The sequence below is a fragment of the Agromyces seonyuensis genome (assembly GCF_009789225.1).
Taxonomy (GTDB): Bacteria; Actinomycetota; Actinomycetes; order Actinomycetales; family Microbacteriaceae; genus Agromyces; species Agromyces seonyuensis.
Window position 1 is genome coordinate 1 of sequence record NZ_WSTA01000055.1, and the last position, 20,661, is coordinate 20,661.

General features: G+C 73.9%; 21 protein-coding genes. 8 read left to right on the plus strand and 13 right to left on the minus strand.

The genetic code is table 11. From position 1 onward, the window contains the following. The 3 genes from GB864_RS12205 to GB864_RS12215 form a co-directional block, all read right to left on the minus strand. The coding region (locus GB864_RS12205; RefSeq protein WP_202107197.1) for a hypothetical protein at nt 1–1,131 on the minus strand (1,131 nt) is incomplete at its 3' end. A gap of 81 nt (nt 1,132–1,212) precedes the next feature. Beyond that, nucleotides 1,213–2,436 (minus strand): acetyl-CoA C-acetyltransferase, encoded by a 1,224-nt coding sequence (locus GB864_RS12210; protein WP_160425430.1) that lies wholly within the window; start codon nt 2,434–2,436, stop codon nt 1,213–1,215. A gap of 275 nt (nt 2,437–2,711) precedes the next feature. Beyond that, nucleotides 2,712–3,953: an acyl-CoA dehydrogenase family protein gene (locus GB864_RS12215; RefSeq protein ID WP_160425432.1), complete on the minus strand. Its 1,242-nt coding sequence runs from the start codon at nt 3,951–3,953 to the stop codon at nt 2,712–2,714. Nucleotides 3,954–4,077: 124 nt separating this feature from the next. On the opposite strand from GB864_RS12215, the gene GB864_RS12220 reads away from it, so the two are divergent. The 5 genes from GB864_RS12220 (at nt 4,078) to GB864_RS12240 (ending at nt 9,375) form a co-directional block, all read left to right on the plus strand. Then, nucleotides 4,078–4,785 (plus strand): QsdR family transcriptional regulator, encoded by a 708-nt coding sequence (locus GB864_RS12220; protein WP_160425434.1) that lies wholly within the window; start codon nt 4,078–4,080, stop codon nt 4,783–4,785. Further along, nucleotides 4,782–5,207 (plus strand): acyl-CoA thioesterase, encoded by a 426-nt coding sequence (locus GB864_RS12225; RefSeq protein ID WP_160425436.1) that lies wholly within the window; start codon nt 4,782–4,784, stop codon nt 5,205–5,207. The genes GB864_RS12220 and GB864_RS12225 overlap by 4 nt, the downstream gene beginning before the upstream one ends. Before the next feature lie 192 nt (nt 5,208–5,399). Continuing rightward, on the plus strand, nt 5,400–6,458 hold the full coding sequence (locus GB864_RS12230) for a phosphotransferase family protein (RefSeq protein ID WP_160425438.1): 1,059 nt from the start codon (nt 5,400–5,402) through the stop codon (nt 6,456–6,458). Further along, nucleotides 6,458–7,714, plus strand: a complete 1,257-nt coding sequence (locus GB864_RS12235; RefSeq protein ID WP_160425440.1) for an acyl-CoA dehydrogenase family protein — start codon at nt 6,458–6,460, stop codon at nt 7,712–7,714. The genes GB864_RS12230 and GB864_RS12235 overlap by 1 nt, the downstream gene beginning before the upstream one ends. A gap of 35 nt (nt 7,715–7,749) precedes the next feature. After that, nucleotides 7,750–9,375 carry an AMP-binding protein gene (locus GB864_RS12240; RefSeq protein ID WP_160425442.1) on the plus strand — a complete coding sequence of 542 codons (1,626 nt, stop codon included), beginning with the start codon at nt 7,750–7,752 and terminating at the stop codon, nt 9,373–9,375. 144 nt (nt 9,376–9,519) lie between these two features. Here GB864_RS12240 and GB864_RS12245 read toward each other — a convergent pair whose 3' ends face one another. Genes GB864_RS12245 through GB864_RS12265 form a run of 5 tightly spaced genes read right to left on the minus strand, consistent with a single transcriptional unit; the run spans nt 9,520 to nt 14,390 of the window. Further along, nucleotides 9,520–10,803: an ABC transporter substrate-binding protein gene (locus GB864_RS12245; RefSeq protein WP_160425444.1), complete on the minus strand. Its 1,284-nt coding sequence runs from the start codon at nt 10,801–10,803 to the stop codon at nt 9,520–9,522. Nucleotides 10,804–10,808: 5 nt separating this feature from the next. Then, entirely contained in the window at nt 10,809–11,909 is a 1,101-nt protein-coding gene (locus GB864_RS12250; protein ID WP_160425446.1) for a branched-chain amino acid ABC transporter permease, read from the minus strand. Further along, nucleotides 11,906–12,784: a branched-chain amino acid ABC transporter permease gene (locus GB864_RS12255; RefSeq protein WP_160425448.1), complete on the minus strand. Its 879-nt coding sequence runs from the start codon at nt 12,782–12,784 to the stop codon at nt 11,906–11,908. Before GB864_RS12255 ends, GB864_RS12250 begins: the two co-directional genes overlap by 4 nt. Next, nucleotides 12,784–13,572: an ABC transporter ATP-binding protein gene (locus tag GB864_RS12260; RefSeq protein ID WP_160425450.1), complete on the minus strand. Its 789-nt coding sequence runs from the start codon at nt 13,570–13,572 to the stop codon at nt 12,784–12,786. Before GB864_RS12260 ends, GB864_RS12255 begins: the two co-directional genes overlap by 1 nt. Beyond that, nucleotides 13,569–14,390, minus strand: a complete 822-nt coding sequence (locus GB864_RS12265) for an ABC transporter ATP-binding protein (protein WP_160425452.1) — start codon at nt 14,388–14,390, stop codon at nt 13,569–13,571. The genes GB864_RS12260 and GB864_RS12265 overlap by 4 nt, the downstream gene beginning before the upstream one ends. A 122-nt stretch (nt 14,391–14,512) precedes the next feature. Between GB864_RS12265 and GB864_RS12270 the strand changes: the two genes are divergently transcribed. Next, nucleotides 14,513–14,779, plus strand: a complete 267-nt coding sequence (locus tag GB864_RS12270) for a hypothetical protein (RefSeq protein WP_160425454.1) — start codon at nt 14,513–14,515, stop codon at nt 14,777–14,779. 58 nt (nt 14,780–14,837) lie between these two features. On the opposite strand, the gene GB864_RS12275 is transcribed toward GB864_RS12270, so the two are convergent. From GB864_RS12275 to GB864_RS12295, 5 genes are all read right to left on the minus strand, one after another. Continuing rightward, nucleotides 14,838–15,575: a glucose 1-dehydrogenase gene (locus GB864_RS12275; RefSeq protein WP_160425456.1), complete on the minus strand. Its 738-nt coding sequence runs from the start codon at nt 15,573–15,575 to the stop codon at nt 14,838–14,840. Next, a complete protein-coding gene (locus tag GB864_RS12280; protein ID WP_236779082.1) occupies nt 15,572–16,612 on the minus strand; it encodes an NADPH:quinone oxidoreductase family protein in 1,041 nt (346 codons plus the stop codon). Before GB864_RS12280 ends, GB864_RS12275 begins: the two co-directional genes overlap by 4 nt. Then, entirely contained in the window at nt 16,602–17,189 is a 588-nt protein-coding gene (locus GB864_RS12285) for a TetR/AcrR family transcriptional regulator (protein WP_160425457.1), read from the minus strand. The genes GB864_RS12280 and GB864_RS12285 overlap by 11 nt, the downstream gene beginning before the upstream one ends. Nucleotides 17,190–17,206: 17 nt before the next feature. Beyond that, a complete protein-coding gene (locus tag GB864_RS12290; protein WP_160425459.1) occupies nt 17,207–17,977 on the minus strand; it encodes an SDR family oxidoreductase in 771 nt (256 codons plus the stop codon). Nucleotides 17,978–18,049: 72 nt separating this feature from the next. Further along, nucleotides 18,050–18,925 (minus strand): LysR family transcriptional regulator, encoded by an 876-nt coding sequence (locus GB864_RS12295; protein ID WP_160425462.1) that lies wholly within the window; start codon nt 18,923–18,925, stop codon nt 18,050–18,052. Between the two features lie 82 nt (nt 18,926–19,007). Between GB864_RS12295 and GB864_RS12300 the strand changes: the two genes are divergently transcribed. Beyond that, nucleotides 19,008–20,219: an MFS transporter gene (locus GB864_RS12300; RefSeq protein ID WP_160425464.1), complete on the plus strand. Its 1,212-nt coding sequence runs from the start codon at nt 19,008–19,010 to the stop codon at nt 20,217–20,219. Between the two features lie 73 nt (nt 20,220–20,292). After that, on the plus strand, nt 20,293–20,652 hold the full coding sequence (locus GB864_RS12305; protein ID WP_160425466.1) for an iron chaperone: 360 nt from the start codon (nt 20,293–20,295) through the stop codon (nt 20,650–20,652). Nucleotides 20,653–20,661 lie beyond the last annotated feature (9 nt).

Genomic DNA, 20,661 nt, shown 5'->3' on the forward strand with positions numbered 1-20,661 from the left:
CACGGCGGCGACGGCGGCAGCGGCGAGCGCCGCCGCCCACGAGCGGCCCGCCCCGCCCGCGGCCAGCACGAGCAGCCCCTCGCCGCAGAGCGCGCCGACGACGGCGGCCGGGATCCCGATCACGAGGACTTCGACGGCGGTCTCCCGTCCGATGCGGGCGGCCGTCGCGCCGCGAGCCCGCAGCAGCACCGTCTCGCTCCGGCGGGAGGCGGCGAGCAGCGAGCCGAGGCGTTCGAGGGCGGCCGCCCCGGCGACGGCGAGCAGGAGCAGGGGCACCGGGGCGATGGCCCCGACGGCGCCCGCCTCGGCGAGCAGCCGGTCGAGGGTGCCCGCGAGCGCCCCGCTCTCGCGCACGCCGCCGTCGCGGAAGCCCGGTTCGTCGGCGAGGCGGTCGGCGATGCGCGGCAGCTCCGAGCGGACCTCCGCCGCCGACCCCGGGTCGAGGCCGCCGGTCGGCACAGCCGTCCACCGGGCGTAGACGCCGACCGAGAGGGCATCCGTCGCCGCCTCGTCGGCGAGGAGGAACGGCCCGGCGCGCTCGCCGGAGAGGCCGCCGGCGAGCAGCGGATCCCCGGCCCAGTGGGGGTCGCCCGCGTCGCTCGGCAGCCACGTGCCGACGACCACGAGCGTCAGGCCGTCGAGCGCCACCTCGTCGCCCAGGGCGAGGCCGAGGGCGTCGGCGGCACCCGCGTGCACGGCGGCGGGAACGGCGCCCTCCGGTGCAGCCCCGGCGTCCTCGGGCCACGCTCCCGTCACGAGATCGGCGTGCGCCGAGGCATCCGGATCGACCAGCAGCACGGCGCCGACCGCCGCGCCGTCGACCGAGAAGCCGGCGCCCCCGGCCGGAGCCGGCGAGGTCTGCACGGAGCGCGAGACGGCGAGCCCGGCGGGCAGCGCGTCGAACACGCGGTCGGCCGCGGCCGACTGGGCATCCGGGTCGGCCGAGCGGAAGACCTCCCAGCGCGCGGCGCCGTCGGCCCCGGACGCCTCCGCGATGCCCGTGCGGAGCCCCGCCGCGGGCGTCGCCCCGACGAGGTCCGAAACGGCAGCGCCGAACCCCGCCAGGAGCAGCACGACGAGCGCGATGCTCGTGAGCACGCCGCGGCGGGCGAACGATCGGGTCGGGGACATCGTGGTCGAGTCTGCACCGCTTCGGGCATGCGGGCGAATCGGCCGTCGGTCCCCGACCCGGCGGGCGTCGGGGGCGGCGCGTCAGACGCGCTCGAGCACCATCGCCATGCCCTGTCCGCCGCCCACGCACATGGTCTCGAGCCCGTAGCGGCCGCCCGTCGCGCGCAGCCCGTTGACGAGCGTCGAGGTGATGCGGGCGCCGGTCATCCCGAACGGATGCCCCACCGCGATGGCGCCGCCGTGGACGTTGAGCCGCTCGGGGTCGATGCCGAGTTCGCGCGCCGACGGGATCACCTGGGCTGCGAACGCCTCGTTGAGCTCGACGAGGTCGATGTCGTCGATGCCCAGCCCGGCGAGCGCGAGGGCGCGGCGCGAGGCTTCCACCGGGCCGAGGCCCATGATCTCGGGGGAGAGCCCGCTGACGCCCGTCGAGACGATGCGCGCGAGCGGTTCGAGACCGAGTTCGTCGACGATGCGGTCGCTCACGACGACGAGGGCAGCCGCGCCGTCGTTGAGGGGGCAGCAGTTGCCGGCCGTCACCGTGCCGTCGGGGCGGAACACGGGGTCGAGGCCCGCGAGCGAGTCGACGGTGACGCCGGGTCGGGGGCCGTCGTCGGCCGCGACGACGGTGCCGTCGGGCAGCGTCACCGGCGTGATGTCGCTCGCCCAGAAGCCCGACGCGATCGCGGCCTCGGCGCGCTGCTGGGATCGGGCGGCGAACTCGTCCTGCTCGTCGCGGGTGACGCCGTGCAGTTGCGCGACGTTCTCGGCCGTCTGCCCCATCGCGATGAACGGGTCGGGCAGGGCGCCCTCGACGCGGGGGTCGCGCCAGGCCGGCGTGCCGGCCGCGGTGCGCTCCTCGGTGCGTGCGATCGCCTCGGCGAAGCGCGGGTTGCGCACGTCGACGCCGGGGGTGACATCGGCGACGCCGCGGTCGTAGTGCGACACCGACTCGACCCCGGCGGAGACGAACACGTCGCCCTCGCCGGCCTTGATCGCATGGAAGGCCATGCGCGTCGTCTGCAGGCTCGACGAGCAGTAGCGGTTCACGGTCGTGCCGGGCAGGCCGTCGTGGCCGAGCAGCACGGCGACGATGCGGGCGAGGTTGTTGCCCTGCTCGCCGGCCGGCTGGCCGGTGCCGAGCAGGAGGTCGTCGATGCGCGCCGGGTCGAGCGCGGGCACCTGCTCGAGCGCGGCGGCGATCATCCGGGCGGCGAGGTCGTCGGGGCGGATGCCCGCGAGCGAGCCCTTGCGGGCGCGGCCGATGGGCGAGCGGGCGGCGGCGACGAGGTAGGCCTCGGGCATGGTGGGTCCTTTCGAAGAGTGGAGGTTGCGGATCTCGCGGATCGAGCAGGCGCGCCGGACCCGTCGGCCGAGGAGGCGCGCCAGCGCCGTATCCCCGTTGGTCGAGTAGGCGCGCCAGCGCCGTATCCCCGTCGGTCGAGTAGGCGCGCCAGCGCCGTATCGAGACCCGGTGAGGCGCCTCACGGGGCCTCGATACGCTTCGCTCCTCGACCAGCGGGAACGCTTCGCTCCTCGACCAGCGGGAACGCTTCGCTCCTCGACCAGCGGGAACGCGCTCAGACGAACGCAGCGCGGCCCGTGATGGCGCGGCCGACGATGAGGGTGTTCATGTCGTACGTGCCCTCGAAGGTGTAGACCGCCTCCGCGTCGGCGAAGAACCGGGCGACGCCGTGGTCGAGCTGGATGCCGTTGCCGCCCATGAGCTCGCGGCAGCGGGCGACGGTGTCGCGCATGCGCCGGGTCGCGAAGGCCTTGGCCATGGCCGAGTGGTGGTCGCGCTGGGCATCCTCGTCGAGCATCTCGCTCACGCGCACGCAGAGGGCGATCGAGGCCGTGATGTCGGCGAGCGAGTCGGCGAGCTTCTGCTGCACGAGCTGGAACGACGCGATGGGCTTGCCGAACTGCACGCGGCTGTTCGCGTACGCGAGCGCCGCCTCGTAGGCGCCGACGGCGACGCCGATCGCCTGCCAGGCGACGTCGGCGCGCGTGAGCCGCAGCACGATCGCCACGTCGCGGAAGCCGTGGATCTCCTGGAGCCGGTCCGACTCGGGCACGACGACGTCGGTCAGGGTGATGTCGGCGTTCTCGACGGCGCGCAGCGACTGCTTGCGCTCGATCTTCGTCGCGGTGAAGCCGGTCGCGGGCTGCCGCACGAGGAAGCCCTTGACCTGGTCGTCAGCGGTGTCGCGCGCCCAGATCACGACGACGTCCGCGAAGCCGGCGTTGCCGATCCAGCGCTTCGCGCCGTTCAGCACCCACTCGTCGGAGCCGTCGGCGGCGGTGCGCCGGGTCGCGGTGGTCTCGAGGCCCTTCGCGGTGTCGGAGCCGTGCAGCGGCTCGGTGAGGCCGAAGGCGCCGATGAGCTCGCCGCGTGCCATGGGCGGCAGCCATTCCGCCTGCTGGGCGGGGGAGCCGCCGACGGCGATCGCGTTCATCGCGAGCCCCGAGTGCACGCCGATGAACGTCGCGGTCGAGGGGTCGACGCGGGCGATCTCGAGGGCGATCCAGCCGCGGTACACGGCGGAGTTCTCGAAGTGGCGGACCGACTCGATGCCGGAGCCGAAGAGGCCGAGGTCGGCGAAGCCGGGGATGAGGTGGCGCGGGCTCGTCGCGGCCTCCCAGCGCTCGTCGGCACCGGGCCGCACCTCGCGTTCGAGGTAGGCACGGATGTCGGCGACGGATGCCTGCTCGGCGGGCGTGAGCCGCTGCTGGAAGCCGTAGAAGTCGGCGTCGAGGAGGGCGGCGGGGATGCCGGGCGCCTCCTCGGCGCCCTCGGTCTGGTCGAGGGCGAGGGTCATGGGTTCCTCCGATCGTCGGTGATCGGGACCGAGTATGCATCATTTCTCAGAATGTTGCACCCGATTCGTGCAACATACTCACGAACGTTGCAGGATGACTCGCGCCGCGGAGTACGATGCCCGCATGTCATCCGCCCCCGCCCTGAGCGGCGCCCCGGTCGCAGCGGCCCCGACCGGCGACGCGCCCGCAGCGCACTGGCCGAGCCCCGATGCCGTGGAGGGCGTCGGGCTCGCCGCCGCGCCGTCCTGGCTCTCGGAGCGGCTCGCTCCGGGCGGCCACGCCGATGCGCGCCGGGCCTTCCTCATCGCCCGCGAGAGCTTCATCGCCGGTCGTCGTATCGACATGGGCGCGCTCGCCGCGACCCTCGGCATCGACCGCACGTCGCTCTTCCGCTGGGTCGGCAACCGCGACGCCCTGCTCAGCGAGGTGCTGTGGTCGCTCGCGGTGCCGACGCTCGCCCAGGCGGAGGCCGCCGTGACCGAGCGCGCCGGCGCCGAGCGCATCGCCGAACTGCTCACCCGCTTCGTCGACGACCTCAATACCGCGCCGTACTTCCGCGAGTTCCTCAGGCGGGAGCCGGCGCGGGCGCTGCGGCTGCTGACGACGAAGGAGTCGGAGATCCAGCGGCGCTACGTCGCGACGGCCGAGTGGCTCGTGCGCCGCGATCTCGGCTCGGCGCCCCTCGACGGTGCGATCGACGTGCACGAGCTCGCCTACCTGCTCGTGCGGGTGTCGGAGAGCTTCACCTACGCCGACCTCATCGCGGGCGACGAACCCAGTGCGGCCCGAGCCCGCACGGCGTTCCGGGTGCTGCTCCGGGCGGACCGATGACCGCCTACCCGGTTCGCGTGCCGTTCGGCACCCGCTGGCGCGACAACGACCAGTACGGGCACCTGAACAACGTCGTCTACTACGAGGCGATGGACACCGCGGTCAACGCTTGGATGATCGCCCACGGCGACCTCGACCCCGCCGGCGACGCGCCCATCGCCCTCGTGGTGGCCTCGAACTGCCGCTACCTCGATTCTGCGTCGTTCCCGGAGCCCCTCGAGGTCGGCATCTCGGTCGGCCGGCTCGGCACGACGAGCGTGACGTGGGCGCTCGGCATCCTGCGCGCCGGCGAGGATGCCCCGATCGCGACAGGCGAGTTCGTGCATGTCTTCGTCGATGCCGCGACGCGCCGTCCGACCCCGATCCCGCCCGCGATCCGCGCGGCGCTGGCGTCCCGGCTCGACGCGACCGCCCCCGCCTGATCCCCATTCCCCGAGTGGGTAGGTATCGCGGGTCGGCGCGGTCCGGCACCCGCAGGACCTACCCACTCGCGGAGATGGGAGGTCGGGGTATCGAACAAACCGACCGGGCGGTATGCTGGCCGAGCGCGATGCCGGGCGGCGAAGCCCGGAGGCGCGGCAGCACCGCCGCCCGCGGCGGGGAAGGGGTCGAGGATGACCGCAGTGCCAGGACTGGACGTCGACGGACTCGAACGGTGGCTCGCCGGCGCCCATCCGGACCTCGCGGCCGGTCCGCTCGAGGCATCCGTGATCTCGGGCGGCAAGTCGAATCTGACCTACCGCGTCGACGGGGCCGCCGTGCCGCTCGTCGTGCGGCGCCCGCCGCTCGGGCACGTGCTCTCGAGCGCGCACGACATGGCCCGCGAGCACCGCGTGATCACCGCGCTCGCCGGGACGGCCGTGCCGGTGCCGACGACGATCGACCTCGTCGACGACACCGCGGCCGCGGCCGTCACCGGCACCCCGTTCTTCGTGATGGAGCGCGTCGCGGGACTCGTGCTCAACTCGCCCGAGCAGAACGCCGAGTTCGATCCGGCCGGCCTCCGCGGTCTCGGCATCGAGCTCGCGGAGACGCTCGCCGACCTCCACGCCGTCGACCCCGCGGCCGTCGGCCTCGCCGACTTCGGCCGGCCGGCCGGCTTCCGCGACCGGCAGCTCGCGACCTGGCGGCGCCAGTACGCGGCCTCGAAGTCCCGCGAGCTCCCGGCCCTCGACGAGCTCCAGGAGCGACTCGGCGCAGCCGCGCCCGACGAGACCGGGCGCGCGGGCATCGTCCACGGCGACTACCGCCTCGACAACGCGATCGTCGCCGGTCCGGCATCCTCGCCTCGCATCGCGGCGATCCTCGACTGGGAGATGGCGACCCTCGGCGACCCGCGCTTCGACCTCGGGCTGCTCGGCCTCTACTGGCACCTCGGCGAGCTGCCCGGCGGCGCCGAGCTCGGGGCGAGCGCCGTCGACCCTGCGGCCGGCTACCCGGCGTTCGAGGAGCTCGTCGACGCCTACGCGGCGCGCGCCGGCACGGGCATCCCCGACCTCGGCTGGTTCCGCGCCTTCGCGGCCTACAAGCTCGCCGTCATCCTCGAGGGCATCCACGTGCGCCACTCGGCGGGCGAGACGGTCGGCACGGGGTTCGACGGCATCGGCGCGATGGTCGAGCCGCTCGCGGGCGAAGGCCTCCGGCAGCTCTCGATCCGGGCGGAGGCGCTCTGATGGACTTCGCCCACGACGAGCGCACCGTCGACCTCCTCGGCCGCGTCCGCGACTTCATCGAGGCGCGCGTCATCCCGGCCGAAGCCCGGCTCGACGACGAGCTCGCCGCGTCGCCGGGGGACTGGTCGTTCCGGCCGGTCGTGCAGGAACTGCAGGCCGAGGCGCGTGCCGCCGGGCTCTGGAACCTCTTCCTCCCCGGCGAACGCGGTGCCGGGCTCACCAACCTGCAGTACGCCCCGCTCGCCGAGGCGACCGGCTGGAGCCCCCGGCTCGGGCCCGTCGCCTTCAACTGCGCCGCGCCCGACACCGGCAACATGGAGCTCCTGGCCGAGTTCGGCACGCCCGCGCAGCAGGCCGAGTGGCTCGATCCGCTGCTGGACGCCCGCATCCGCTCCGCCTTCTGCATGACCGAGCCCGACGTCGCCTCCTCCGACGCGACCAACATCGCGACGCGCATCGAGCGCGACGGCGACCACTACGTCGTGACGGGCCGCAAGTGGTGGTCGACGGGGGCGATGAACCCCGACGCGACCCTGCTCATCGTCATGGGCAAGACCGAGCCGGATGCTCCGCGCCACCGGCAGCAGTCGATGATCATCGTGCCGCGGGGCACGCCGGGCGTCTCCATCGTGCGACCCCTCACCGTGTTCGGCTACGACGACCGCGACCACGGCGGGCACGCCGAGGTGGTCTTCGACGCCGCGCGCGTGCCCGCGTCGAACCTCATCGGCGGCGAGGGCGACGGGTTCGCGATCGCGCAGGCGCGCCTCGGGCCCGGTCGCATCCATCACTGCATGCGGGCCATCGGCATGGCCGAGCGCGCCCTCTCCCTCGCCGCCGCCCGGGCGAACGGGCGCGTCGCATTCGGCCGGCCGCTCGCCGAGCAGGGCGTCGTGCGGCAGTGGATCGCCGACTCGCGCATCCGCATCGAGGCGCTGCGCCTGCTCGTGCTGAAGACCGCCTGGCTCATGGACACCGTCGGCAACCGGCGCGCGATGACCGAGATCCAGGCCATCAAGATCGCCGTGCCGCAGGCCGTGCAGGAGATCGTCGACCGCGCGATCCAGCTCTTCGGCGCCGCCGGGCTCTCGTCGGACACTCCGCTCGCCGAGCTCTACGCCGGCGCCCGCGCGCTGCGACTCGCCGACGGCCCCGACGAGGTGCATCTCGACGCGCTCGGCAAGGCCGAGCTGCGCCGGGCCGCGGCCTCGCCGGCTGCGGCCCTCCCGACCCCGGGCGCTCCCGTGCCCGCCTGACCCCACGCATCAACGACGATGAAAGGAACCCCAGGATGACCCACCATCACGACCCCGCGATCGACGGAGCCGGGCACGGCACGCTCTCGGTCGCGAGCATCCTCGCCGAGACCGCGAAGCGGCACCCCGACCGGCCCGCCCTGCACTTCATGGGCACGACGACCGACTACCGCACGCTGTGGGACCAGACCCGCGCGTACGCCGGCGCCCTCCGCGACCGCGGCATCGGCCCGGGCAGCCGGGTCGCGATGATCGTGCCGAACGTGCCCGACTTCGCCCGCGTCTACTACGCCGTGCTGAGCCTCGGCGCCGTCGTCATCCCGGTGCACCTGCTGTTCAAGGCCGGCGAGATCGAGTTCGTGCTGCGCGACGCCGAGGCCGACCTCGTCGTCGTCGCGGCGCCGATGCTCGGCGAGGCGATCCCCGCCGCGACCGCGGCCGGCGTGCCCCTCGTCACCGTGCTGCTGCCGCCGGGCGGCCCCGACCTGCCCCACCTCGAGGCTGAGGCCGCGGCGGCGACGCCGATCGAGCGGCACGTCGCCGTCGCGCCGACCGCGGCCGCGACGATCCTCTACACGTCGGGCACGACGGGCACGCCGAAGGGCGCCGTCGGCTCGCACCTCGCGCACATCGAGCAGGTGCACTGCTCCCTCGTCGACTCGTTCGACCTCGGCCCCGAGGACATCGTCTTCGGCGGGCTGCCCTTCTTCCACGCCTTCGGCCAGATGGCCGTGCTGAACATGGGCGTGCGCGTCGGCGCGTCGATCATCCTGCTGCCGAAGTTCGACCCCGAGGAGGCGCTCGCGCTGCTGGATTCGTATCGGGCGACCGTCTTCACGGCGGTGCCGACGATGTACGTCGGGATGCTCGAAGCGGCCGAGCGCAGCACCGCGCGGCCGCCCCTGCGCTACGCCGTGAGCGGCGGCGCGTCGCTGCCGGTCGCCGTGCTCGAGGCGTTCCACCGCGTCTACGGCGCCGAGGTGCACGAGGGCTACGGCCTGACCGAGACCTCGCCGGTCGTCTCGACGAACGGGATGGAGGCGCCGATCGGCCCCGGCACGGTCGGCCGGCCGATGTGGGGCGTGGACGTCGCGATCGCCGACCCGGAGGTCGAAGGGCGCATCGACCTGCTCGACGGGGCCGACGCCCTCGGCGAGGTCGTCGTGCGCGGCCACAACCTCTTCAAGGGCTACCTCGGCCGGCCGGATGCCACCGAGGAGGCCGTCGTCGACGGCTGGTTCCGCACGGGCGACCTCGGCACGCTCGACGCGGACGGCGTGCTGACGATCGTCGATCGCAAGAAGGACATGATCGTGCGCAACGGCTACAACGTCTACCCGAGCGAGCTCGAGGCCGTGCTCGCCCGGCACGAGGCCGTCGCCCTCTCCGCGGTCTTCGGCCTGCCCGACGACCGCCACGGCCAGGAGGTGCACGCCGCCGTCGTGCTCCGGGAGGGCCACGAGGCGTCCGCGGACGAACTCGTCGCCTACGTCAAGGAGCGCGTCGCGGCCTACAAGTACCCGCGCGTCGTGCACCTCGTCGAGTCGCTGCCGATCGGGGCGAGCGGCAAGGTGCTGAAGCGGGCGCTCGTCGCCGAGTACGCCGCGCCGGGCACGGTCGCCGGCCCGCTCACCGAGCCGCTGGCGGCGCAGGCGCGCTGATCCGGCGCGCGGTCCCGCCGCCCGCTCGAACGGGGGCCCGAGGGGCCGGTCCTTCCCGGACCGGCCCCTCGTTCGCGTCGGGCCTCGGCGCACGAAGAACGGGCCGGCTCCCGAGGGAGCCGGCCCGTTCTGCCGTGCCGTGGTTCAGTCGGCCGTGGGGATCCCCTCGCCCTCGAGCGGCACCGGGTCGAGCTCGACGGACTCGACGGTGTCGCCCTCGAGCACGTACGCCGAGTCGGTGTACGACTGCACGCCCTGGTCGACCGTCGTGATGCCGACGCCGTGGAAGGCCGCGTGGCTGTCGGCCCCGAACGCGAGCGGCAGCACGCCGTTGCCGACGAGGTCGCCGGAGGAGACGGCGTCCACGAGCGACTGCCGGGTGGGGTCGTCCCCTGCCTTGGCGAGCGCCTCGGCGAAGAGGTAGCCGACGCTCATGCCGTAGATCGTGTTGCCGTCGAAGGGCGCGCCGCCGTTGTACTCGTCGTTGATCGTGCGGAAGAGGTCCACCCAGGCGTCGCCCTCCATCGGCAGGTAGTTCGTCGACGTGAAGCCCTGCAGCAGCTTCGGTCCGAGGTCCTCGCCGAGGTAGCCGATGAGCGTCGGGTAGTCGCCGCCCGAGGACGAGGCGTACCACTGCGGGAACCAGCCGAGCTTCGCCGCCGTGCCGAGGGCGAGGGCCGAGAAGCCGTTCACCGTCGCGAGCAGGTTGATCTCGCAGCCCGCCGCCTGCAGCGCGCCGATCTGCGCGGCGACGTCCTGGTTGGAGACCGAGTAGCGCTCGACGGCGGCGAGCCCGCCTTCGCCGAGCACGAGCTCGGCGCCCTCGATGAACTCGTCGCCGAAGTCGTCGTCCTGACCGAGCAGGCAGACGACGGCGTCCGGCTGCGTGTCGAGCGCGTGCTGGGCGAGCGCCGCGCCCTCGACGACGTAGTCGGCGTTGAACCCGTACGTCCAGGGGTATTCCTCGGGCTGGTTCCAGTTCGTCGAGCCGGAGGCGACGAAGAGGTCGGGCACCTCCTGCTGGTTCAGGTAGTCGAGCACCGACGTGTGCGTCGCGGTGCCGAGGCCATTGAGGATCGCGAAGACCTCGTCCTCCTGCACGAGCTTCCGCACGACGGTCTGCGTGTTCGCGGGGTTGTACCCGTCGTCCTCGACGAGGTACTCGATCGTGCGGCCGTTGATGCCGCCGTGGTCGTTGACGTAGTCGAAGTAGGCCGACGTCGCGGCCGAGATCGACGAGTAGCCGGCGGCGGCCGGGCCGGTCAGCGGCTGGTGGCTGCCGATCGTGATGACGTCGTCGCCGACGCCCGGGACGGCGGCGGCGCCGGTGACGGCCGGAGTGCTGCAGCCGGCGGCGCCGGCGACGAGCGCGCCGGCGCCCACGACGGCGAGGGCGGCCCGCAGGATGCGGGGGCGGTGCTGTGCCATTTCGTTCACCTCTCGGTTTCTGATGTTGCGGTGGGGTGGTGCGGGAGGGCGTCGACGTCGACGACCTCCGGTTCGGGGGCGACGGATGCCGGTGCGCGCCGGCCGCGGCGCCGCCACGAAACGGGCACGGCCGCGGCGAGCCCGCCGGGGCGGGCGGCCATGACGACGATGAGCAGCACGCCGAACACGAAGACGCCGAGATTGCCCGCGAGGCGCTGCTCGATCTCGGCGGGCAGGTCGAGCGCGCCCGTGAGAGTGCCGATGAGCCAGGGCAGCAGCACGACGATCGCCGAGCCGACGGCGGCGCCGCCGATCGAGCCGAGCCCGCCGACGACGACGGCGACGACGAGCAGCAGCGAGAACGCGAGGGTGTACCCGCCGGGGCTCACCGATTGCGTGACGAAGCAGAGGATGGCCCCGCCGGCACCGGCCGCGAGCGCGCTCGCCGTGAATGCGCCGACCTGCACGCGACCGGCGCGCACCCCGGAGAGCCGGGCGGCGGTGCGGTCGGCTGCGATGGCGCGCATCTTCAGGCCGGCTCCGCCGCGGCGGATCGCGGCGATCCCCGTGACGACGACGGCCGTGACGAGGATCGCGACCCAGGCCTGCCACTGCTCGAGCGCGACGAGCATCCGGAGCGGAGCCGGCACGCCGTCGAAGGCGATCTGCAGCCCCTGGTCGCCGCCGAGCACGCCGCCGAACACCGCGGCGAACGCGGGCAGGGCGACGACGAGCGCGAGGGTGACGCCCGCGAGGTACGGGCCGCTGAGGCGGGCTGCCGCGAGGCCGAGCAGCAGGCCGAGCATGCCCGACGCGGCGAGTGCGGCGAGGAACGCGAGGAGGAAGCGCGGGACGCCGTCGACGCCCGCGTCCGTGAGCGCGTTCGCCGCGAGCGCGTAGCCGTAGCCGCCGGCGGCCATGAGCGCGGCGTGCCCGAGGGAGAGCTGCCCGCTGACGCCGATGAGGAGGGTGAGCCCGGCCGCGGCGCAGAAGGTCGCCGCGATGACGGCCAGCTGGTAGTTGCGGTACGGGTCGAGCAGGAACGTGCCGGCGATCGCGAGGACCGTGAGGCCGGCGGCGGTGAGGAGGAATCGTCGGGTGCTCATGCGGTGCGCGCCTCCCGGGCCGAGAAGATGCCGCCGGGGCGCACGAGCAGCACCCCGACGAGCAGGACGAGGACGGCGATCGGCGCGACCGTCGCGCCGAGGTAGCCCGTGACGAGGCTCATCGCGACGCCCACGACGAGCCCGCCGACGAGGGCGCCCGCCGGCGAGTCGAGTCCGCCGACGACGGCCACGGCGAACGCGTAGACGAAGAGCACGTCGGTCGAGTGGGGGTTGAGGCCGAGCTCCGTCGGGATGAGCAGCAGCGCGGCGAGGGCGGCGACCGCGGCCGAGAGCATCCACCCGATGGTCGTCATGCGGGCCGCCCGCACGCCGAGCAGCCGCGAGACCTCCGGGGCGAAGGCCGCCGCCCGCAGCTGCAGACCGAGCGACGTGCGCCCGAAGAGCAGGGCGAGTCCGGCCATGACGGCCAGGGCGACGACGAGCACGAACGCGTCGTAGGGGGAGAGGATCGGCACCCCGCCGACGACGATGGGCGACTCGTCGAACGGGGCGGCCATCGGTCGCACGGTCTGGCCCGCGAGCATCCCGAGCAGCGACTGGAGCACCATGACGAGCCCGATCGCGATGATGACGCCCGACAGCGGCGACGCGTGCGAGGCGAAGCGCATGACGCCGCGCTCGACGGCGAGGCCGAGCAGCGCCGCTGCGGCGAGTCCCGACGCGAGCCCCACCCAGTAGGAGCCCGTGAGCGCCGTGACCGCGAAGGCGACGTAGGCGGCCGTGACCGCCATGGCGCCCTGCGCGAAGTTGACGATGCGGGCCGCGCGCCAGATGAGCACGAGCGAGAGGGCGAACAGGGCGAAGACCGCGCCGCGGGCGAGCCCGGTGGCGAGGAGGAAGAGGAGTCGGTCCATCAGAATCCCAGGTAGGCGTGGCGGAGGTCGGGGTCGGCGGCGAGCTCGGCCGCGGGGCGGTCGGCGACGACGCGGCCGAGGTGCAGCACGACGCCGCGGTCGGCGATCGAGAGGGCGCTCGTGACGTTCTGCTCGGCGAGCAGCACGGTGAGGCCGTCCTGCTCGGCGGCGTCCCGCAGCACGCCGAAGAGCTGCGCGACGATCTTCGGCGCGAGCCCGAGCGACGGCTCGTCGAGCACGAGCAGCCGCGGCCGCGTCACCAGGGCCCGCGCGAGGGCGAGCTGCTGCCGTTCGCCGCCGGAGAGCTGGTGGCCGAAGCTCGACCGACGGCGGGCGAGGGCGTCGAAGCGCTCGTACGCGCCGGCGAGCGCTGCGGCGCGCTCGCGACGCGGAAGGCGCAGTGCGCCGAGCCGGAGGTTCTCCTCCACGGTGAGCTCGGCCACGACGCTGCGCCCCTCCGGCACCTGCGCGATGCCGAGCCGGGCGCGGTCCTCGACCGAGCGGGCGGCGAGGTCCAGCCCGCCGAACCGGATGCCGCCCGACGACGGCCGGACGAAGCCCGCCAGGGTGCGCAGCAGGGTCGTCTTGCCCGCGCCGTTCGCGCCGAGCAGGGCCAGGATGCCGCCCGGCTCGACGACGAGGTCGACGCCGTGGAGCACGGGCGCGCCGCCGTAGCCGACGTGGAGGTCCGAGAGCTCGAGCCGGGCACCGGCCGGCTCGGCAGCGCCGGGCGCGGGACGGTCCGCGGGCTCGGGCCCGGGTTCGGCCACCTGGGCCGCGGCGCTCATGCGCTCGCCTGCAATCCGAGGTAGGCGGCCTCGACGGCGGCGTCGCCGCGGATCGCCTCGGGCGACCCGGCGGCGATGACGCGGCCGAAATCGAGCACGACGACCCGGTCGGCGAGCCCGAGGACGAAATCGACGTGGTGCTCGACGAGGAGCACGGCGCAGCCGCCGGCCGCGACCTCGCGCACCGTCCGGCCGAGGGCGTCGATGTCGTCCTCGCCGAGACCGCCGGCGGGCTCGTCGAGCAGCAGGAGCCGTGGGTCGGCGACGAGGGCGCGGGCGAGGGCCACGCGCTTGCGTTCGGGGTAGGGGAGCGTCTGGACGGGCCGATCGGCGAGGTCGCCGAGGCCGTGCCGCTCGAGCTCGGCGCGGGCGCGCTCGCCGGCGGCGCGGCCGCGGGGCTGCGGCTGCGGCAGCCGCACGTGGTCGAGCACGCTCAGCCCGTCGAAGAGGCCGAGCCCCTGGAGGGTGCGGGCGACGCCGTGATCGCGCAGCAGGCTCGGCCGTGCCGGGGCCGGGGCGCCGTCGAGCAGGATGCGACCCGACTTCGGCCGCACGAGGCCGCAGACCGCGTTGAACGCCGTCGTCTTGCCCGCGCCGTTCGGGCCGATGAGGGCGAGGATCTGGCCCGCTTCGACGGCGAAGCCGACGTCGTCGAGGGCCGTGAGGCCGCCGAAGGCGACGGTGAGCCCGTCGACCGCGAGGCGCGGCGTCGGGTGCGCGGGGGCGGTGGGCGGCGCAGACGGCGGGGGTGTCGCGGCCGCGTCGGGAGACGGAGCGGGGGCCGCCGCGTGGGCGGCGGAGCGGGGCGTTGCGTCCATGGTTCGGCACCTCTTCGTGTCGGATCGAGCACACTGTACCGAATAAACCGACCGGGCGGTATGTGAATGTTGCACCTCGGCTGCGTGGCGCCGACCGCGACCGGATCGATAGCGTTGCGGGCATGGCGAACGCACCCGATCCCGACGAATCCCGCTTCCCGCTCTTCGCCGCCACACTCTGGATCGTCGCGATCGCGGTGCTCGTGCTGCTCGCCGTCTTCAGTTTCACGGGCGCGGACAGCGTTGCCGAGGGCGGAGCCGCCTTCGGGCGCGGCCTGCTCTGGCTGCTCCCGGTCATCCTGGCCGTGCTCGTCGTCATCGCGATCCGCACCGACCTCGCGCGCAAGCTCGGGCTGCGCCGCGACCCCTGGGACACCGACGCCGGCTGAGCCGCCTCGAGGTCGCCGGCCGAGCCGCCGCTCGCGTCCCCTGATCGCGGGAGCGGGCTCAGCGGTGCGCGATCGCCGCCGTCATCCCGCCATCGACGACGAACTCGGCACCGGTGATCCAGGCGGAGTCGTCGGAGGCGAGGAACACGATCGTGCCCGCGACGTCGCGGGGCGCGCCGCCGCGGCCGAGCGGGATGACGAGGTTCGCGGGGTCGATGCGGGTCGTCATGTCGGTGTCGATGAAGCCGGGGTGCACGGAGTTCACGCGGATGCCCGCCGGACCGAGTTCGACCGCGAGCGACTTCGCGAGGCCGCGAACGCCGAACTTCGAGGCCGTGTAGCCGTGCAGCGACGGGCTGCCGCGGAGCCCCTCCACCGACGAGATGTTCACGATCGAGCCGCCGCCCGCGGCTTTCATGGCCGGCACGACGGCGCGGCAGCCGAGGAACGTGCCGGTGAGGTTCACGGCGATGACGGCGTTCCACTTGGCGAGCGTGAAGTGCTCGATGGGGGCGGAGTTGGCGATGCCCGCGTTGTTGACGAGCACGTCGAGGCGGCCGAACCTCGCGGCGGCGGCGGCGACCGCGGCCTCCCAGTCGGCTTCGGAGGTCACGTCGAGGTGCGCGTAGGCGGCGCGCTCGCCGAGCTCGGCGGCGAGCGCCTCGCCCGGCTCGTCGAGCACATCGGCGATCAGGATGCTCGCGCCCTCGGCCGCGACCGCGCGCGCGTACTCGGCGCCGAGTCCGCGGGCCGCGCCCGTGATGAGGGCGACGCGGCCGTCGAGGCGTCCGCTCATCGGTCGGCTACCCGCACGACGAGCCGGCCGGTCGTGGCGCCGCCGGCGAGGCGCTGCACGGCCTCGGGCGCGCGCTCGAAGGGCACGACGTCGTCGACGACTGGCGCGATGCGGCCCGCGGCGGCGAGGGCGGCCAGTTCGGCGTGCGCCGCCTCGACGAGTTCGGGGCGCAGTTGCTGGTAGAGCGCCCAATGCAGGCCGAGCACCGAGTAGTTCTTGACGAGGGCGTGCTCGGGGCGCACCGACTGGATGGTGCCGCCGGCGAATCCGACGACGACGATGCGGCCCTCGAAGGCGATCGTCTTCGTGGAGACCGCGAAGGCGTCGCCGCCGACCGGGTCGAAGACGACGTCGACGCCGTGGCGGCCGGTCGCCGCCTGGATCGCGGGGATGAGGTCGTCGCGCCCCCGGACGAGGACGATCTCGGCGCCGGCGGCGCGCGCCGTCTCGGCCTTCGCCTCGCTGCCGACGACCCCGATCACGCGGGCGCCGGCGGCGACGCCGAGCTGCACCGCGGCCGAGCCGACGCCGCCCGCGGCCGCGTGCACGAGCAGCCACTCGCCCGGCTGCAACGCCGCCCGCCGGTGGAGTCCGAACCAGGCCGTCTGGTAGGCGATCGTGAGGGCCGCGGCCGCCGCGTCGTCGAGGGACTCGGGCGCGAGCCGCACGGCTTCGGCCGGCACGGTCGCGTACTCGGCGAGCACGCCGATCTTGGAGCCGACGACCCGGTCCCCGACGGCGACGCCGTCGACGCCCTCGCCGAGCGCGGCGACGGTGCCGGCCAGCTCGATGCCGGGGACGAAGGGCGGGTCGGGCCGCACCTGGTACTCGCCGCGGGCGAGCAGCACGTCGGGGAAGTTGATCGCGACGGCGCTCGTGCGCACGAGCACCTCCCCGGGGGCGGGTTCGGGGCGCTCGATCTCGTGCAGTTCGAGCACGTCGACGGGTTCGCCCGTGCGGGTGACCCGCCAGGCCCGCATCGTCGCGGGCAGGGCGGAGGTCTCGGCAGGGGCGGCGGGGGCCGGGTCAATCGGCATCGGGACTCCTGAGGCTCGTGAGGTACAGCTCGGTCAATTGCGCCGCGACGACGTCGCGCCCCTCGGGGCCCTCGGGGGAGAACCAGTGCGAGAGGTAGTGCAGGTCGCTGAAGAAATGGGCGATGAGCACCGGTCGGGGGATGTCCGTGCGGAACGCGCCCTCGGCCTGTCCCTGCTCGATGAGCGCCGAGAACGCGTCGTTGTAGACGCGCCGGCGCCGGGTGACCTCCTGCTGCCGCGGCGCGCTCAGCATGTGGAGGCTGCGGAAGAACACCGTGCCCTCGGGCAGGAAGTCGATCGAGGTCGCGATGACGTCTTCGCACGCGGCCTGCACGGTGTCGACCGTGCCGCCGCCGCGCGCGATGATCTCGTCGAGGTGCGACTGCTGCAGGGTCAGCATCCGGTCGTAGATCGCGAAGAGCAGATCGTCCTTGGACTCGAAGTAGTGGTACATGGCGCCCTTGGTGACCCCGGCCGCCTCCACGATCTGCTGCACACTCGTGTTGGCGTAGCCCTGGGCGGCGAACAGTGCGACGGCGCTGCGGAGCACCTCGTCGGCGACGTTGACATCCTTCATGGCTCGATCTTCCCGCGTCACTCGACCGGACGGACGCTGCCGCCGCCGTCGATCACGATCGTCTGCCCGGTGATCCAGGCCGCGTCGTCGGAGAGGAGGAATGCGACGGGACCGGCGACGTCGGCGGGTTCGCCGAGCCGGCCGAGCGGGTAGGCGGCGGCGGTCTCGGCCTCGTGCCCCTCGTACAGCGCCCGGGCGAAGGCGGTCTTGACGACGGCGGGGGCCACGGAGTTGACGCGCACCGCGGGCGCGAGTTCGACGGCGAGCTGGATGCCGAGGTTCACGAGCGCGGCCTTCGAGATGCCGTACGCGCCGATGCCGGGCGCCGCGGCGAGCCCCGAGATCGAGGCGAGGTTGACGACCGAGCGGAGGCCGCCCGCGGCGACGGCGTCGCGCGTCCAGTCGAGGGCGGAGAGGACGTTGACGTCGAGGATCTTGCGCGCCGCCGCCGCGTCGAGCCCGAGCAGGGGCCCGTAGACGGGGTTGATGCCGGCGTTGTTGACGAGGTGGTCGAGGCGGCCGTGGGTCTCGGCTATGCGGGCGAACACGTCGGCGCGGTGCTCGGGGTCGTCGGCGCGGCCGGGGATGCCGAGGGCGTGCTCGCCGAGGGCCAGGGAGGCGGCCTCGAGGGCGTCGGGCTTGCGGCCGGTCAGCACGACGTCGCCGCCTTCCGCGACGATGCGCTCGGCGATCGCGTACCCGATGCCGCGGCTGCTGCCGGTGATGAGGGCGACGCGCCCTTCGAATCGCTGCACTGGGATCCCTTCCGCGACGTCGCGCCGATGCATACCGTCTGGTCGGTATGAACCTAGCACGACTCCGGCGGACCGCAGAACGGTTCGGCCGAGCGGCCGCGCGACTCAGTCCGCCGACGCGAGCCGCTCCGCCATGAGCTCGCGCAGTGCGCTCGCAGCCGGGCTCGGATGACGCCGCGTCGCGACGCTCATGACCCACTCGGCCGGCTCGACGAGGGGCACCGCGACCACGTCCGCGTCCCGGGCGAGCAGCTCGGACGGCAGCAGTGCGACGCCGAGCCCGGCAGACACGAACGGCGGCACGTCGTCGACGTAGGCGACCTCCGTCGTCACCCGGCGGGTCAGCCCCGCGGCGTCGAAGAGCCGCTCGACGACGCGGCGCTGTCCGAACCCGGGCGGCGAGTCGACGAACGGCTCGTCGGCGAGCTCGGCGAGCGCGACGCGGTCCCGGTCGGCGAGGGGGTGCGCGACCGGCAGCACGGCGACGATCGGCGAGCGCCGCAGCACGGCGACGTCGAACTCCGGCACCTCCTCCGGGCGGATGCCGAGGAAGGTGAGGTCGAGGCGGCCGTGCCGGAGCTCCTCCACGAGGCCGCTCGTGCCGCCCGGCGACGTCGTGAGGTTGAGCTGCACGGACGGATACCGCTGCCGGAACAGCGCGAACAGTCCGGGAAGGTCGAGGTAGCCGAGGTTCGAGAAGATGCCGACCCGGAGGCGGCCTCGGACCCCGCCGGTCACCGCGCCCCGTGCCCGCTCGACGGCGTCGAGCGCCTCACGCGCGCTCTCGATCAGGGCGGCGCCGGCCGGTGTGGGCGCGACGCGGCGAGAGGTGCGCTCGAAGAGGGTCGCGCCGAGCTCGGACTCGAGCGCACGGATGCCCGCCGAGACGGTCGACTGCACGACGAAGCAGCGTTCGGCGGCGCGCGTGAAGCCGCCTTCCTCGACCACGGCGACGAAGTACTCGAGCAAGCGGGTGTCCATCCCCCAATGATCGATGCATTCGATGGATGGGATCAAGGATGTTCGTTGGACACGATGGATCGGAGCGAGCATCCTGGATCGCATGCCCACCGACACCGACTCCCGCGCGGCCCGCAGCGTTCGCGCGCACGCCGCCGGCTTCTGGACCGCGGCCGGTGCGTTCGCCGTCGCCCTGGCCTTCTCGACGGTGCCGACGCCGATCTACGCCTTCTACCAGGAGCGCGACGGCTTCCCGACGTGGGTCACCACCGTCATCTTCGCGGCCTACGCCGTCGGTGTCGTCGTGAGCCTCTACTTCGCAGGGCACGTCAGCGACTGGCTCGGCCGGCGGCGCGTCTTCCTCGCCGCGCTCGCCATCGAGATCGTCGCGGCCGGCATGTTCCTGCTCTGGGCCGAAGTCCCCGGCCTCATCGTCGCCCGATTCGTCTCGGGCGTCGGCATCGGCGCGCTCACCGCGACGGCGACCGCCCACATCTCGGAACTGCGTGCCGTGGCGAAGCCCGACTCGACGATCGCCCCGGTCGTGGCGAGCTTCGCCAACATCGGCGGCCTCGCCATGGGGCCGCTCATCGCCGGCATCCTCGTCACCTACGCCCCGGCGCCGATGTTCCTGCCCTACGTCGTCTTCGTCCTCCTCCTCGCGCTCGCCGTGGTCGCGGTCGCCCTGCTGCCCGAGACCGTCCGACTCGAGTCGCGGCCCTACCGACCGCAGCGCATCGCGGTGCCCGCCGCCTCGCGAGGGACCTTCTGGGCGGCCGGCGCGGCGGCGTTCGCGGCATTCGCGGTGTTCGGCATGTTCATGGCGCTCACCCCGACCGTGCTCGTCGTCGCGATGGGCGTCGACTCGCACCTGGCGGCCGGTGCGGTGCCGTTCGCGGTGTTCATGTCGGCGGCGATCGCCCAGGTGCTCACCGTGCGCCGCCCGCTCGGCCGGCAGCTCCTGCTCTCGCTCGTGCTCGTCGCCGTCGGGATCGCGGCGATGGCGCTCGCGGTGCTCGCGGGCATCCTCTGGCTCTTCGTGCTCGCGGGCATCACGGCGGGTGCCGGGGTCGGCGTGCTCTTCCGCTCCTCGCTCGGCGTCGCCGGTTCGCTCGCCCCCGCCGGCAACCGCGGCGAGGTGCTCGCGGGCGTCTTCCTCATCGCCTACGTCGGGCTCGCCGTGCCGTCGCTGCTCATCGGCGTCGCCCTCGTCGTCGCACCGCTCCAACCGGTGCTCGTCGTCTTCGCCGTGCTCGTGCTCGCCGTCGTCGGCTGGGCCGTGCCGCGGATGCGTGCCCGGGTCGAGCCCGGCTGAGCCCTCCCGCGGACCCCCGCCGCTCGTCGCGACGAGGGTCGCGGCATCCGGAAGGGGCTGCAAGGATGCCCGGATGGGAACGGTGTCGGCGTATCTCGACGGGCTCGAAGGCCCGGAAGGCGAGTTGATCGCGCGCATCTACGCGATCGCCCGCGACGTCGCCCCTGACGCCATCGAAGGCACCGGGTACGGGATGCCCGCGCTGCGCTACCGCGAACAGGGGTTCGCCGCGGCGATGGGCCGCACGCGCTACATCGCCGTGTACCCGTTCTCGGGCGACGTGCTGCCGGCGCTCGCCGCCGACGGGCTGCTCGAGGGCAACGCGCAGACGAAGGGCGCGCTGCACTGCACCGTTGCCGACCCGCCGAGCGACGAGCTGCTGCGCGAGCTGTTCACCCGGCGCAAGGCGGAGATCGACGCGAAGCTCGCCTGAGGGCGAACG

Excerpts from the sequence above, each read along its gene's own strand:
- GB864_RS12270 (WP_160425454.1), top strand. The coding sequence starts at position 14,513 with ATGGCGAACGCACCCGATCCCGACGAATCCCGCTTCCCGCTCTTCGCC.
- GB864_RS12295 (WP_160425462.1), bottom strand. The coding sequence starts at position 18,925 with ATGGACACCCGCTTGCTCGAGTACTTCGTCGCCGTGGTCGAGGAAGGC.
- GB864_RS12305 (WP_160425466.1), top strand. The coding sequence starts at position 20,293 with ATGGGAACGGTGTCGGCGTATCTCGACGGGCTCGAAGGCCCGGAAGGC.
- GB864_RS12255 (WP_160425448.1), bottom strand. The coding sequence starts at position 12,784 with ATGGACCGACTCCTCTTCCTCCTCGCCACCGGGCTCGCCCGCGGCGCG.
- GB864_RS12285 (WP_160425457.1), bottom strand. The coding sequence starts at position 17,189 with ATGAAGGATGTCAACGTCGCCGACGAGGTGCTCCGCAGCGCCGTCGCA.
- GB864_RS12275 (WP_160425456.1), bottom strand. The coding sequence starts at position 15,575 with ATGAGCGGACGCCTCGACGGCCGCGTCGCCCTCATCACGGGCGCGGCC.
- GB864_RS12215 (WP_160425432.1), bottom strand. The coding sequence starts at position 3,953 with ATGACCCTCGCCCTCGACCAGACCGAGGGCGCCGAGGAGGCGCCCGGC.
- GB864_RS12220 (WP_160425434.1), top strand. The coding sequence starts at position 4,078 with ATGTCATCCGCCCCCGCCCTGAGCGGCGCCCCGGTCGCAGCGGCCCCG.
- GB864_RS12210 (WP_160425430.1), bottom strand. The coding sequence starts at position 2,436 with ATGCCCGAGGCCTACCTCGTCGCCGCCGCCCGCTCGCCCATCGGCCGC.
- GB864_RS12225 (WP_160425436.1), top strand. The coding sequence starts at position 4,782 with ATGACCGCCTACCCGGTTCGCGTGCCGTTCGGCACCCGCTGGCGCGAC.
- GB864_RS12265 (WP_160425452.1), bottom strand. The coding sequence starts at position 14,390 with ATGGACGCAACGCCCCGCTCCGCCGCCCACGCGGCGGCCCCCGCTCCG.
- GB864_RS12250 (WP_160425446.1), bottom strand. The coding sequence starts at position 11,909 with ATGAGCACCCGACGATTCCTCCTCACCGCCGCCGGCCTCACGGTCCTC.
- GB864_RS12300 (WP_160425464.1), top strand. The coding sequence starts at position 19,008 with ATGCCCACCGACACCGACTCCCGCGCGGCCCGCAGCGTTCGCGCGCAC.
- GB864_RS12260 (WP_160425450.1), bottom strand. The coding sequence starts at position 13,572 with ATGAGCGCCGCGGCCCAGGTGGCCGAACCCGGGCCCGAGCCCGCGGAC.
- GB864_RS12230 (WP_160425438.1), top strand. The coding sequence starts at position 5,400 with ATGACCGCAGTGCCAGGACTGGACGTCGACGGACTCGAACGGTGGCTC.
- GB864_RS12290 (WP_160425459.1), bottom strand. The coding sequence starts at position 17,977 with ATGCATCGGCGCGACGTCGCGGAAGGGATCCCAGTGCAGCGATTCGAA.
- GB864_RS12245 (WP_160425444.1), bottom strand. The coding sequence starts at position 10,803 with ATGGCACAGCACCGCCCCCGCATCCTGCGGGCCGCCCTCGCCGTCGTG.
- GB864_RS12240 (WP_160425442.1), top strand. The coding sequence starts at position 7,750 with ATGACCCACCATCACGACCCCGCGATCGACGGAGCCGGGCACGGCACG.
- GB864_RS12235 (WP_160425440.1), top strand. The coding sequence starts at position 6,458 with ATGGACTTCGCCCACGACGAGCGCACCGTCGACCTCCTCGGCCGCGTC.
- GB864_RS12280 (WP_236779082.1), bottom strand. The coding sequence starts at position 16,612 with ATGCCGATTGACCCGGCCCCCGCCGCCCCTGCCGAGACCTCCGCCCTG.